General features: G+C 71.7%; 14 protein-coding genes. 3 read left to right on the top strand and 11 right to left on the bottom strand.

What is annotated here, in order from left to right; genetic code table 11:
• Together CA983_RS31255 and CA983_RS31260 are read right to left on the bottom strand one after the other, a co-directional pair.
• The coding region (locus CA983_RS31255) for a TerD family protein (protein WP_143645595.1) at positions 1 to 677 on the bottom strand (677 nt) is incomplete at its 3' end.
• Positions 678 to 818: 141 nt separating this feature from the next.
• Positions 819 to 1,427: a M48 metallopeptidase family protein gene (locus CA983_RS31260; protein ID WP_086604174.1), complete on the bottom strand. Its 609-nt coding sequence runs from the start codon at positions 1,425 to 1,427 to the stop codon at positions 819 to 821.
• Between the two features lie 374 nt (positions 1,428 to 1,801).
• On the opposite strand from CA983_RS31260, the gene CA983_RS31265 reads away from it, so the two are divergent.
• Together CA983_RS31265 and CA983_RS31270 are read left to right on the top strand one after the other, a co-directional pair.
• A complete protein-coding gene (locus CA983_RS31265; protein ID WP_107500299.1) occupies positions 1,802 to 3,016 on the top strand; it encodes a TOMM precursor leader peptide-binding protein in 1,215 nt (404 codons plus the stop codon).
• Entirely contained in the window at positions 3,009 to 4,379 is a 1,371-nt protein-coding gene (locus CA983_RS31270; protein WP_086604175.1) for an ABC1 kinase family protein, read from the top strand. The genes CA983_RS31265 and CA983_RS31270 overlap by 8 nt, the downstream gene beginning before the upstream one ends.
• 38 nt (positions 4,380 to 4,417) lie before the next feature.
• Here the strand turns inward: CA983_RS31270 and CA983_RS31275 are convergent, their stop codons facing one another.
• From CA983_RS31275 to CA983_RS31295, 5 genes are all read right to left on the bottom strand, one after another.
• The gene (locus CA983_RS31275; RefSeq protein ID WP_086604176.1) at positions 4,418 to 4,636 is read right to left on the bottom strand and encodes a hypothetical protein; all 219 of its coding nucleotides are present in this window, start codon (positions 4,634 to 4,636) and stop codon (positions 4,418 to 4,420) included.
• A gap of 139 nt (positions 4,637 to 4,775) precedes the next feature.
• Positions 4,776 to 5,099 carry a hypothetical protein gene (locus tag CA983_RS31280; protein WP_086604177.1) on the bottom strand — a complete coding sequence of 108 codons (324 nt, stop codon included), beginning with the start codon at positions 5,097 to 5,099 and terminating at the stop codon, positions 4,776 to 4,778.
• Positions 5,096 to 5,464 carry a WhiB family transcriptional regulator gene (locus CA983_RS31285; RefSeq protein ID WP_059417291.1) on the bottom strand — a complete coding sequence of 123 codons (369 nt, stop codon included), beginning with the start codon at positions 5,462 to 5,464 and terminating at the stop codon, positions 5,096 to 5,098. The genes CA983_RS31280 and CA983_RS31285 overlap by 4 nt, the downstream gene beginning before the upstream one ends.
• A 171-nt stretch (positions 5,465 to 5,635) precedes the next feature.
• The gene (locus tag CA983_RS31290) at positions 5,636 to 5,962 is read right to left on the bottom strand and encodes a hypothetical protein (protein WP_167407507.1); all 327 of its coding nucleotides are present in this window, start codon (positions 5,960 to 5,962) and stop codon (positions 5,636 to 5,638) included.
• A gap of 164 nt (positions 5,963 to 6,126) precedes the next feature.
• Positions 6,127 to 8,322: an ATP-dependent DNA helicase UvrD2 gene (locus CA983_RS31295; RefSeq protein ID WP_208637080.1), complete on the bottom strand. Its 2,196-nt coding sequence runs from the start codon at positions 8,320 to 8,322 to the stop codon at positions 6,127 to 6,129.
• A 184-nt stretch (positions 8,323 to 8,506) separates the two neighbouring features.
• Here CA983_RS31295 and CA983_RS31300 point away from each other — a divergent pair, with 184 nt between their 5' ends.
• A complete protein-coding gene (locus CA983_RS31300; RefSeq protein WP_059417293.1) occupies positions 8,507 to 8,746 on the top strand; it encodes a mycoredoxin in 240 nt (79 codons plus the stop codon).
• Positions 8,747 to 8,820: 74 nt separating this feature from the next.
• Here the strand turns inward: CA983_RS31300 and CA983_RS31305 are convergent, their stop codons facing one another.
• The 4 genes from CA983_RS31305 to CA983_RS31320 form a co-directional block, all read right to left on the bottom strand.
• Positions 8,821 to 9,462 carry a class I SAM-dependent methyltransferase gene (locus tag CA983_RS31305; RefSeq protein WP_086604180.1) on the bottom strand — a complete coding sequence of 214 codons (642 nt, stop codon included), beginning with the start codon at positions 9,460 to 9,462 and terminating at the stop codon, positions 8,821 to 8,823.
• 14 nt (positions 9,463 to 9,476) lie between these two features.
• Positions 9,477 to 10,421: an NAD(+) diphosphatase gene (gene nudC / locus CA983_RS31310; RefSeq protein ID WP_086604181.1), complete on the bottom strand. Its 945-nt coding sequence runs from the start codon at positions 10,419 to 10,421 to the stop codon at positions 9,477 to 9,479.
• A gap of 154 nt (positions 10,422 to 10,575) precedes the next feature.
• The gene (locus tag CA983_RS31315; protein WP_086604182.1) at positions 10,576 to 11,979 is read right to left on the bottom strand and encodes a dipeptidase; all 1,404 of its coding nucleotides are present in this window, start codon (positions 11,977 to 11,979) and stop codon (positions 10,576 to 10,578) included.
• 10 nt (positions 11,980 to 11,989) lie between these two features.
• On the bottom strand, positions 11,990 to 12,722 hold a 733-nt coding region (locus CA983_RS31320), incomplete at its 5' end, for a PD-(D/E)XK nuclease family protein (protein ID WP_143645596.1).

Here is a 12,722-nt window from a genome sequence, read left to right on the forward strand (position 1 = left end):
GCCGGGGCCGGGGGCGCGGCCGGTGCGGGTGCAGGAGCCGGGGCGGGTTCCGGAGTGCCGGGGACGCCGAACGCGGGCGGTGCGAAGCCCGGGGCGGCGCCGGCCTGCGGCTGCTGCGCGGCGGGCGCGGGCGGCGCGGGCGTCTCCTCCTCGGCCACTTCGCCGCCGAAGTTCTGCAGCAGCGCGTCGAGACCACCGTCGAAGCCCTGTCCGACGGCGGCGAACCGCCAGACGTCCTTCAGGTAGAAGTCGCCGAGCATCACGGCCCGTTCGGTGGAGAACTCCGAGCCGCTGAACGGGTAGCGGGCCACTTCCTCGCCGCCGGCGACGATACGGATGTAGCCGGGGGCGACCTGCGACATCTGCCCGGCGCCGTCGATCGTCGCCGTGAAGGACAGCTTCTGGATCTGCGGCGGGATCCGGTCGAGCGTCACCCGGAAGGACTCTGTGTCGCCCGCCTGGGCGCCCAGGAGCTGAATGGCCTCCTCGGGGGACTTCGGCTGGTTGTAGAAGACGAAGTACCGGTCGTCCGAGAGCCGTTCGTCGGCGTCGAGGCCGAAGCAGCTGATGTCGAAGCTCAGTCCGGGGCCGGAGATCTGCACGCCTACGTACAGATCCGTGCCCGCGGTGAGGTCACTGATCCTGGCCTTGTGGCCGCGTTGGAATTCCCTGGCCATGCGTAACGACCGTCCCCCATCCAGAACGTGATTGCGTCGCGCCAGGCTAACGGCAAACCCGGACACCGGACGCAGTCGGTACAGACCCGGTACACAACCCGTGCGGGCCGTATCGGCTGCTGGGCCGCGGAAAGCGGTCACTCACCCCGCGGGGCTCTCGTCGCGTGCGCCGGGCATGTGAGGCAACCGCTCGGCCGCGACCACGCCTTCGAGATATCCCCGGGCCCGCTCCGTCCGCGGATAGGCCTCCAGCAGCGCCCAGAAGCGGGGGCCGTGTCCGGGTACGAGCAGATGGGCGAGTTCGTGGACGAGGACGTAGTCGACGACGTACTCGGGCATGCCCTGGAGGCGGTGCGACAGGCGGATGCTGCCCTCGGACGGGGTGCAGGATCCCCAGCGCGTGTTCTGATTGGTCACCCAGCGCACCGAAGCGGGCCGGGCCCGCCCGTCGAAGTACTGGTCCGAGAGGCGCCGGGCCCGCTCGGCCAGCTCGGCGTCGCCGGGGGCCCGCTTGCTCTCCTGAGCGGCCAGTTTGTCGAGCATGACGCTCACCCAGCGCTGCTCCTCCGCCTCGGACATCCGGGCGGGGATGAGCACGACGGTGCGATCGCCCTCGCGGTACGCGGAGACCGTTCTGCGCCGGCGGGCGCTCCTGCGGACCTCGATCGCGCTCGCCCCCGAGCCGCTCGGCGGCTGGCTCGTCATGCTGCGCTGTGGCTTTCCGGCGCGGTGCAGTGGGTCGGCGGGCACGCCCCGACGTTACCCGCTGTACCCGGGGAAGTCCCGGCTCCGAGACGGTTCGATGCCCCGTACCCCCCACCTGCCGCCGGATTTGTACGACGAATCCCCGCGCCTGTGGACAACTTTCGGCAGCCGGCGACGCGTTTGGGCATGCTGGCTCTTGTCGGCGAAGCGACGGACAGGCCCGGTCCGGGACCAGGCCGGCCTGTGACCGGGTTCGGCGTACGGCCGGGTTCGGCGTACGGCCCGTTTCGGCGTACGGCCGGGTTCGGCATACGGCCGGGTTCGGCATACGGCCGGGTTCGGCTTACGGCCCGTTTTATGGACTGCCGTCGCGCTCAACCGGCATACGGGGACGATCTATGACCTACGGGGGGCCTGTCATGCATCCGATGGTGAAACCCGCGCTCAGGCGCGGCTGGCGCGACCTCAACACCGTGCAGTTCGGCATGACACCGGCGCATGCGATGACACTAGGCCCGATGGACCTGGCGACGGGCAGCTTCCTCGATCTGCTGAACGGCACGCGAGGGCTGGAGCTGCTGCGCGAGGAGGGACGCCGGATGGATCTGCCCGACGGCCATGTCGACGGGCTGGTGGGGCGGCTCGCTCGGGCCGGGCTCCTCGACGACGCACGGGGCGGCGGACCGGAAGCCGACGCCCTGCGGCAGAAGAAGGAGGTCCTCGACCGGCTGCGTCCCGACCTTGCTTCCCTGTCCCTGACCACCTCGGAACCGGGCGACGCGATGCGGCAGCTGGCCGCCCGGCGCTCGCAGCGCGTGCAGGTGCGGGGCGCGGGCCGGGTGGGTGCCGTGCTGGCCTCGCTGCTGTCGGGGGCGGGTGTCGGCGAGGTCGACGTGCGCGACGGCGGCCGTGTGGAACCCTGGGACGTCGCTCCGGGCGGGGTGCCCGCGGAGGCCATCGGCGACCGCCGGGACGAGTCGGCCCACCGGGCCGTGCGCCGGGCGGCCCCGGACCGGCCGCCGCGCCGCGCGGCAGCCCAGGCATCCCCGGAGGAAGGCGACCCGGGCTTCGCGCTGGTGATCATCACTCCGCGCGACGATGTCGCCGTGCACGCCCCCGACTCGTCGGCTGCCGAGCCCCTGATGTCCTCCGGGACGCCCCATCTGTACGCCGGGGTAGTGGAGGGAACCGGGGTGATCGGCCCGCTCGTCCTGCCCGGGGAGACGGGCTGCGCGGGGTGTCTGCACGAGAACCGCACCGACCGGGATCCGACCTGGCCGCGCCTGGTCGCCCAGTGGCGCTCCGGCCGACAGCGGCAGGTGCGGCCCTGCGACCTGACGCTGGCCACTACGGTGGCCGGACTGGCCGCCGCCCACGCGCTCGCCTTCCTGGACGGCCGGGTACCGTCGAGCGCCGGGGCACGCTGGGAGGTCTCCGTGCCCGGACTCCACTGGCATGCGCGGCCGGTCTGGGCGCATCCGGCATGCCCCTGCGGGGCGGCGGAGAGAGGAAAAGGGGAGCACCCCTCGGAGGATGGGGAGTCACACGAGACAATGGCGGTGCAACGGCCGTCGGCGCAGTGCCGTCAGGCAGCAGCGAAGCGGCCGGCTGGGACTTGGAGGGCGCATGTCTGATCTTCCCCGGAAGGCGGTCACCCGGACCGCCAAGCTCGCCGCGCTCCCGCTCGGCATCGCCGGGCGGGCGACCTGGGGATTCGGCAAGCGAATCGTCGGCGAGTCCGCGGAGCTCGTCGGCCGCGAACTCCAACAGCGCACGGCCGACCAGCTGTTCAAGGTGCTCGGCGAGCTCAAGGGCGGCGCGATGAAGTTCGGCCAGGCCCTGTCCGTCTTCGAGTCGGCACTGCCCGAGGAGGTGGCCGGCCCCTACCGGGCCGCACTGACCAAGCTCCAGGAGGCGGCGCCGCCGATGCCGACGCGCACCGTGCACGCGGTGCTCGAGGAGCGTCTCGGCGAGGGCTGGCACGAGTTGTTCCTGGAGTTCGAGGACAAGCCCGCCGCGGCTGCCTCGATCGGCCAGGTGCACCGAGGGGTGTGGCATGACGGCCGCGAGGTGGCGGTCAAGGTCCAGTATCCGGGCGCCGGCGAGGCCCTGCTGTCCGATCTGAACCAGCTGAGCCGCTTCTCCCGGCTGCTCGGCCCGCTGATCCCCGGCATGGACATCAAGCCGCTGATCACGGAGCTGAAGGACCGCGTCTCCGAAGAGCTGGACTACGGCCTGGAGGCCCAGGCCCAGCAGGCCCACGCCGAGGAGTTCGCGGACGACCCGGACGTGATCGTGCCGCAGGTGGTACACCAGTCCGACCAGGTCCTGATCACCGAGTGGATCGACGGCATCCCATTGTCGGAGATCATCGCGGACGGCTCCCAGGAACAGCGCGACCGGGCCGGCCAGCTCCTGGCCCGCTTCCTGTTCTCCGGCCCCGCCCGCACCGGCCTGCTGCACGCCGATCCGCACCCGGGCAACTTCCGGCTGCTGCCCGGCGGCCCGGAGGGTGAGGACGACTGGCGCCTGGGTGTCCTGGACTTCGGCACGGTCGACCGTCTCCCGGGCGGTCTGCCGGCCACCATCGGCGAGTCCCTGCGCATGACCCTCGACGGGGAGGCGGAGACGGTCTACGAGCTCCTGTGCGAGGAGGGGTTCGTGAAGGAGACCATAGAGCTGGAACCCGACGCGGTCCTGGACTATCTGCTGCCGATCATCGAACCGGCCGAGGTCGAGGAGTTCACGTTCACGCGCGGCTGGATGCGCAGCCAGGCGGCCCGCGTCGCGGACCCGCGCTCCCCCGCCTACCAGCTGGCCAAGCAGCTCAACCTGCCCCCGTCGTATCTGCTGATCCACCGGGTGACGCTGAGCACGATCGGCGTGCTGTGCCAGCTCGGGGCGACGGTGCGGCTGCGCGAGGAGCTGGAGGAGTGGCTGCCCGGGTTCGTCCCGGAGGATCCGGCGGACGGCGAGGATGCGGTGGCGGAGGCATGAGCCTCAGCGGGCAGCACGGGTGACCGGGCGCCCGCGCCTCACCACCGGTCCGAGTCCAGGCGCCCCTCAATCGACCTGAGGTTCTCCCGCGAGCAGCGCTCGCAGCAGCAGCGGCGGACGCCGTTCTCCACGGAGCAGGTCCAGGTGAGTGGTGGGCCGTCGGCCAGGGTGCCGGCCGACGTGCCGCAGCGGTCGCACACGAGCGGCCGAGACTCCGCGGCGGAGCCGTCGCCACCGCCTCCGGGAGGGTTCGTCACCCGGCGACGATATCGCCGTGCCCGACGGTCCTCGGGGCGCAACGCACCGCGGGGGCCGGTCCGTTCGGCACGGACCGGCCCCCGCGGGGGAGAGCTCGGCCTCCCGGGCTCGGGAGGCCACCGCTTCAGGCGAGGTCGGTTACTGCATGACCGCCATGGCGAGCGCCCGGCGGGCACGCCGTGAGGCGCGCTCCGCCCTGCGCTGCATCCGGCGGGCGGTCGCCAGGCGCACGGCCGGGCGTTCCCGCTCCGCCTCTTGCAGTCGCTCGCGCATATGCGCACGAGCCATGGCTTCTGGGATGAGTTGCATCTCTCGGGTCCTGTTCTGACGCGAGTCCTTCGCGCCGGTGGTGGTGAAGTCTTGGGTCGCGGAGCCTGCGGGCTCGTAAGTGGACGGCTTCATCGGGGCCTGCTTCTGGGGGTCGTGCGTGAGGGGGCGGTCGATCGTTCCTACGGTGTTCATGCTGTGACCGGGTTCTTGCGCGGGCGGCCACGCGGCCGCTTCCGGGCGACGACGACACCCTGCACGAACAGCTCGCCACCCCAGACGCCCCAGGGCTCACGCCGCTCCTTGGCGCCGGCGAGGCAGGCCTCGACCAGCGGGCAGGTGCGGCACAGGGACTTGGCGTACTCGACGTCCGCGGGCGACTCGGCGAAGAAGACCTCCGGGTCGTAGGAACGGCACGGGACGGGTACGCCGAGGTTCTCGATGGCGTCGTCGAGCGCGGTGAGCGCGGTGAGCGGGGTCAAGGCGGAGTCCTCCGTGGGGCCGGGCTTGGGGATCGTTTCCGAAGGCGGTACGGACGGGGCGTGCGCTTCGAGTTGCACGGTTCGTCTTCCTCGTCTGGTCGTTCCGGCCTGTTGGCCGGGGGCGGCTGGTACCGGGTTCTTTTCTTGTCCCGAGGCTCCTTCGGTCCGTCGTCCCTGGTCGGGGACAAACAGAAGGGCCGCGGATCCCGGATGGGGTTCCGCGGCCCTGAAGGCGCCGGCCTGATCGAATCAGGCTGGATCACTCCAGGGTTCTGGCCCACGGAAGGCCCACATCAGGTGGTGCTGCGTCGTCTGCTTCCGGAATCCGACACCGGTCGCCGTAAAGGCATAGGCCTGCGCCTGTGCCACTACTGCCGCTTCCAGTGCCTTGGTCGGTCGCTCATTGCGCTCACGGACGGGAAGGCCCGCGGGAGCAACGGAGGAGGACGCCGGACGCACGGCACGAATGCCGGACAGACCGGTGCCCAGGTTCGAAACGCCGAGCATGCACGCGGAGACGGCCGAGCGATCGGTCATTTTCACGGTGTTGATGGAGCTGCTGTTGATGCTGATCACTGGACTCGCCTCCTCTCGGCGTCTCGGGGGACTGGATGAACCAGTCCGACGGATATGCAAGTACAACACGGAATCAGGGCCTCCGAGAAGGCCGCTGCTCTCGTGCCTAAGAACCTATGGGGATTGCTGGGGCATGCGCAAACTATTTTTTCGACGAGTTCGTGTCAGTCCTGATCTGTGCCCCCTCCGGCGAACTGGCCTGCACAGATGGCCAGTACGTCGGTTCCGTAGCGGTTGAGCTTGCGCATCCCCACGCCCGGGATGCGCGCCAGCTCGTGCTCGTCGTCGGGCGCGGTCTCGGCGATGGCCATCAGCGTCCTGTCGGTGAAGACGCAGAAGGCGGGCTGGCCACTGCGCCGCGCCTGGTCGGCACGCCACTCGCGCAGCCGCTCGTAGAGGCCCTCGTTCATGTCGGAGGGGCAGTCGTCGCAGCGCATCAGCTTCATCTCGCCCGCGTCGGTCAGCGTGCGGCCGCAGACTCGGCAGCGGGCGGGCGTTCGCTGGACTCGTCTCGGGGTGGAACCCCTGGTTCCGGGGGTTCCACGCTCGACGCCGCCCGCACCGCCGGCGGCGGTACGCCCCGCGGTGGCCGTCGAACCCGGGCGCAGCCCGTCGAGGAAGCGGCTGGGGCGGCGGCTGGGGCGGCCGCCGGGGGAACGGGAGAGGGCCCAGGAGACGTGGAGGCGTTCCCGCGCGCGGGTGACACCGACGTACAGGAGGCGGCGCTCCTCCTCGATCTGTTCGTCGGTCTTGGCGTAGGTGATCGGCATCATGCCCTCGGCGACGCCGACCAGGAAGACGACGTCCCACTCCAGGCCCTTGGCCGAGTGCAGGGAGGCGAGGGTGACGCCCTGCACGGTGGGGGCGTGCTGGGCGTTCGCCCGTTCGTCGAGTTCGGCGACGAGGTCCGACAGGGTGGCGCCGGGTTGGGCGGCGGCGAAGTCCTGGGCGAGGTTCACCAGGGCGGCCAGCGACTCCCAGCGTTCTCTCACGGCGCCGGAGCCGGCCGGTGGCCGCGTCGTCCAGCCTTCCCCCGACAGCACGGCGCGCACCTGGGAGGGCAGGTCGACGGCGTCGTCCAGGAGGGAGTCGTTGCCGCCGAAGCGGGCCGCGCCGCGCAGGGCGACACCCGCCTTGCGCACCTCCGGACGGTCGAAGAACCGCTCGGCGCCGCGCAGCTGGTAGGGCACGCCGGCGTCGGCGAGGGCCTGCTCGTAGGTCTCGGACTGCGCGTTCGTCCGGAACAGGATGGCGATCTCGGCGGCCGGGACCCCGGAGTCGATGAGCTCGCGGATGCGCCGGGCCGCGCCCTCCGCCTCGGCGGGCTCGTCCGTGTACTCGGAGTAGACCGGCTCGGGCCCCGGGGCACGCTGGGAGACCAGCTCCAGGCGGTGGTCCGCGGCGCGGCCCTTCGCCTGGGCGAGCAGGCCGTTGGCGAGGTGGACGACCTGAGGGGTGGAGCGGTAGTCGCGGACCAGCTTGACGACGGTGGCGCCGGGGTGGCGGGTGCGGAAGTCGAGCAAGTGGTCCGGTGTCGCCCCCGTGAACGAGTAGATCGTCTGGCTGGCGTCGCCGACCACGCACAGGTTGTCCCGGTCGCCCAGCCACAGGTCGAGCAGGCGCTGCTGGAGAGGGCTGACGTCCTGGTACTCGTCGACCACGAAGTGCTGGTACTGGGCGCGGACCTGTTCGGCGATGTCGTGCCGGTCCTGGAGGACGGCCACGGTCAGCAGCAGCACGTCCTCGAAGTCGATGACGGCGCGCTCGCGCTTGACGTCCTCGTAGGCGGCGTAGAGCTGGGCGATCTCGGCGGGGTCGCGGGGGGTCTCGCGGCCGGCCTTGGCGGCGGCGGGCGCGTAGTCGGCGGGGACGGTCTGGGTGACCTTTGACCACTCGATCTCGGCGGTGACGTCCCGCAGCTCGCCACGATCGAGCCGGATGCGGCAGGCGGCGGCCGCGTCGGCGACGAGCTGGACCTTGCGGTCGACGAGCCGGGGCATGGAGCCGCCGATCGCTTTCGGCCAGAAGTACTGCAGCTGGCGCAGCGCCGCCGAGTGGAACGTGCGCGCCTGGACACCGGCGGCGCCGAGCTGGCGCAGCCGGCCCCGCATCTCCCCGGCGGCACGGTTGGTGAAGGTGACGGCGAGCACGCTGGAGGGGTGCAGGATGCCGGCGCGCACTCCGTAGGCGATGCGGTGGGTGATCGCCCGGGTCTTGCCCGTGCCGGCGCCCGCCAGGACACATACCGGACCGTGCAGGGCCGTGGCCACCTCGCGCTGCTCGGGGTCGAGCCCGTCGAGCACCGCGTCGGCGGAGTCCGGTACCTGCGGGAACAGGGTGGAGTGCGTTGCTGCTGTCACACAGCCATGCTGCCAGGTCCCGCGGGACGGCTGTGCCGGTTGTCCACAGGCAGGCACCGATAGTCGTACTAATGCGGCAGGCGTCACGTCCGGCAGGGCGCGGGCTCCGGGAATGGTCGCTCTTTCACGTACGTTCCATCACTGCGACCACCCGTCCCCGAGCCACCGAAGGAGCACGAGAGACATGCCGGGCACTGTGACGATGTACAGCACCACGTGGTGCGGCTACTGCCGTCGGCTAAAGAGCCAGATGGACCGCGAGGGCATCGCGTACACCGAGATCAACATCGAGCAGGACCCGGAGTCCGCCGCGTTCGTGGAGAAGGCGAATGGCGGAAACCAGACGGTGCCCACCGTTCTGTTCCCGGACGGCTCCACCCTCACCAACCCGTCGCTGGCTCAGGTGAAGCAGAAGATCGGCTGAAGCAGCAGATCTACTGAAGCAAGATCGGCGCCTGGTCGCCGCGGTTGTACCGAGAAGGCGGTTCCTGAGACGGCTCAGGGGCCGCCTTCTCGGGGTTTGTCCGAGGGTTTGCCCGATGATTTGTCCCACACCACGACGTAGCGCCACAGCAGTGTGCGGCGGAAGGCGCAGCCGGGCAGCAGCCGGTGGACCGCCTGCCGGATCTGCCCCCATGACATGTGCACGTCTTCCATGGGCATCCCGGCCGGACTCCGCTTGCCGCCGTGCCGGCGGGCGTGCCACTGGCTCGCCGGCACGCCGCACGCGCTGATGACCCAGTCCAGGACCGTCCGGTTGGCGGCCAAGCCGACGATCACCAGACGGCCGCCGGGCGCGGTGAGCCGGGCGAGACGGGTGACCGCCTCCTCGAACGGCGCGTGGTGGACCACGGCGACCGCGCTGACGAAGTCGTACGCCCCCTCGGGGAGGGATCCGTCGGCGAGGAAGTCCGCCTCCAGGTACGTGACGTTGCCGGGCACGCGCACGTGCTCGCGAGCGAGCTTGATCATCTCCGGCGAGCGGTCCACGCCCGTGACCGATGCCGCCCGCGCCGCGAGCTTGCGGGTGAGCAGGCCGTCGCCGCAGCCCGCGTCCAGGGCCTTGCCGCAGCCGTCCGGGACAGCGTCGAGCACCTCGGCGTGGTGGTGGACGTTGTGGTTCCAGTACGGGTCGGACACGCGGGCGGCCTCCGTCAGGCGGCGCTTCTCGTCGGGAGCGGCTTGCCGTACCAGAGCTCGATCAGGCGGGCCGCGATCGAGATGCCGTACGGCGGGAGCACCTCACCCGACTCGAAGGCGGCGCGCAGTTCGTCGCGGGAGAACCAGCGGGCCTCGTGGATCTCGTCGCCGTCGACGTCTATCTCGGTCGAGGTGGCGCGGGCCAGGAAGCCCAGCATGAGGCTGGACGGGAAGGGCCAGGGCTGGCTGGCGACGTACTCGACCTGGCCGACGGTGATGCCGACCTCCTCGTGGACCTCACGGCGCACCGACTGCTCGATGGACTCGCCGGGCTCGACGAAACCGGCGAGCGTCGAGAAGCGGCCCTCGGGCCAGTGCACCTGGCGGCCGAGCAGGATGCGGTCGTCCTCGTCGGTCACGGCCATGATCACAGCGGGGTCCGTACGCGGGTAGTGCTCCGCGCCGCAGGCCTGGCAGCGGCGGATGTGACCGGCCGCGGCGATCACGGTGCGCTCGCCGCAGCGCGAGCAGAAACGGTGTGTGCGCTGCCAGTTCTCCAGGCCGACCGCGTGCACCATCAGGCCCACGTCACGGGCCGACAGGAGCAGGCCCGCCTCACGCAGGCCCGCCGGCCGCGCGGACTGGTCCATGCGCCCGGGCAGGGAGTCCTTCTGGAGGGCGAAGTAGCTGACGCCGTCCTCGTCGATGCCGAGGAAGTAGCGGTGGGCCTCGGTGAGGGGGGCCTCGAAGGAAGGCGTCATGACGAGTTCGGTGCGCCCGTCCGGCGTCTCGTCGATGAGGACCTGGCCGCCGGAGACCACGAAACAGCGCGTGGAGGGGTGGCTCCACGCCGCCGCGAGCCAGGCCTCGTCGAGCCGGTGGTGCGCGGCCCGGTCGATGCCGCTCGGCGCGGTGAGCGAGATGGGTCGGTCGGCGTTCTGGTCGGTCCAGGTGGTCACGGGTGCTTCCAACTCCCCGGTGGGACGGTCGGGTTCGGCGGGCTGATCAGCGGGACGTAGGGCGGGAGCGACCGGGTCCGGCGGGGTTCCGCGGTGCGGGGCGGCCCTTCCAGTGTGCCCCGCGCGCGCTGCCGGTCCGGACGGTGCAGGGCGCTCAGGGCGCATGGCGCCAGTGCTCGGCGAGGTCGCCCCACAGGTACGCGGTGGTCTCGACGCCCTTGAGGAGCAGGTCGAGTTCGACTTTCTCGTTCGGGGCGTGCCAGCCGTCGGACGGGACGGAGATGCCGAGGAAGAGCACCGGGGCGCCGAGGACGTCCTGGAGGTCCGCCGCCGGTCCGGAGCCTCCCTCGCGCGTGAAGCGGACCGGCTTCTCGAAGGCCCGGCCCATCGCGCGGGCGACCGACTGGAGGGCCGGGTGGTCCAGTGGTGTCAGGCACGGGCGCGTGGCCCCGCTGAACGTGATCTCGCAGCGGATCCCGGCGGGCACCTGCTGCTCGGCCCAGGCGCGGACGGCCTTCTCGACGTGGCCGGGATCCTGGCCCGCCACCAGCCGGAAGGACAGCTTCACCACGGCGGAGGACGGCACGATGGTCTTGCTGCCGGCGCCCTGGTAGCCGCCGCCGATGCCGTTGACCTCCGCGGTGGGGCGGGCCCAGACGCGCTCCAGCGTGGTGTACCCGGCCTCGCCCTGGGTGGCGTACGACCTGGCGGCGCGCAGCCACTGCCGCTCGTCGAAGGGCAGCTCGGCGAAGAGTTCCCGCTCGCGGTCGGTGAGCTCGACCACGCCGTCGTAGAACCCCGGGATCGCCACGCGCTCGTGCTCGTCGTGCAGGGCGGCGACCAGGCGGGCGGCGGCGGTCGCCGGGTTGGGCACCGCGCCGCCGAAGGAGCCGGAGTGAATGTCCTGGTCAGGGCCGTGCAGCCGTATCTCGCACTCGGCGAGGCCACGCATCCCGGTGCACACCGTGGGGGTGTCCTCGGACCACATGCCGGTGTCGGAGACGATCACGGCGTCGGCGGCGAGCCGCTCGGCGTGCTGCTCGACGAGGGCCCGGAAGTGCGGCGAGCCGGACTCCTCCTCGCCCTCGATCAGCAGCTTCAGGTGCACCGCCGGGGTGGTGCGGCCGGTGGCGGCGAGGTGGGCGCGGACGCCGAGGGTGTGGAAGAAGACCTGGCCCTTGTCGTCGGCCGCCCCGCGCGCGTAGAGGCGGTTCTCGCGGACGACCGGCTCGAAGGGGTCGCTGTCCCAGCCGTCCTCCCGGCCTGCGGGCTGCACGTCATGGTGGCCGTAGACCAGCACGGTGGGCGCCTGCGGGTCGTCACAGGGCCACTCGGCGAAGACGGCGGGCGCGCCCGGGGTCTGCCAGACCTCGGCCGTCGGGAATCCGGTCTCCTTCAGCTTGGCGGCGAGCCAGTCGGCGCTGCGTCGTACGTCGGGCGCGTGGTCCGGCTGGGCCGACACCGACGGGATGCGCAGCCACTCGGCGAGGTCGTCGAGGAAGGCGGCGCGGTGCTGCTCGATGTACGTACGGACGACACTGTCCGGGGTCCGGCTCATGGTCACGAGCCTATCGGCCCGCACTGACGTCCTCGGAGTGCGGTTCCTCACCGGACGGCTCCCCGAGCAGCAGCCGCTCCAGCGCGGCCCGGTCCGGCAGGTCGTCCGGCCGTACGACCTCGCCGCTGCGCACGTACAGGAACGCGGCCGTGACCGACTCCAGCGGCACGCCCTGCTGCTCCGCCCAGGCGAGGCGGTAGACGGCCAGCTGGAGCGGGTCGGCGCTGCGGGTGCGGTTCGTCTTCCAGTCGACGATCTCGTACGTCGTCTCCTGACCGTCGTCCTCCTTGTAGACGGCGTCGATGCGGCCCCGTACGACGCGGCCGGCGATCTCGAGCTGGAAGGGGGCCTCCACCCGGTAGGGCGTGCGGTGCGCGTACCCGGTGCGTTCGAAGGCGTCCTTGAGGGCTTCCAGGTCCTGTTCGTCGGCGATCTCGGCGTCGCTACCGGGCAGGTCCCCGGGCTCCAGGAACGGCAGCGTCAGCGCTTCGAAGCGGGCCTCGACCCAGGCGTGGAAGCGGGTGCCGCGGCGTGCTGCGGGCTGCGGCGGAAGGGGCATGGGGCGGGCCAGTTCCTGCGCGAGGCCGTCCGGGTCGGCGGCCAGGCGCAGCAGCTGGGACGCGGTGAGCGAGGCGGGCAGGGGGACCTCGGTGACGCTGTCGCGGGCGCGCAGGAGCTCTCCGGTGAGGGCGTCGAGGTCGCGGTCCCAGGAGGCGATGGTGCGGGCTTCCTCGGGGGTGAGG

This window comes from Streptomyces swartbergensis (assembly GCF_002148965.1).
In the GTDB taxonomy this organism is placed as follows: domain Bacteria; phylum Actinomycetota; class Actinomycetes; order Streptomycetales; family Streptomycetaceae; genus Streptomyces; species Streptomyces swartbergensis.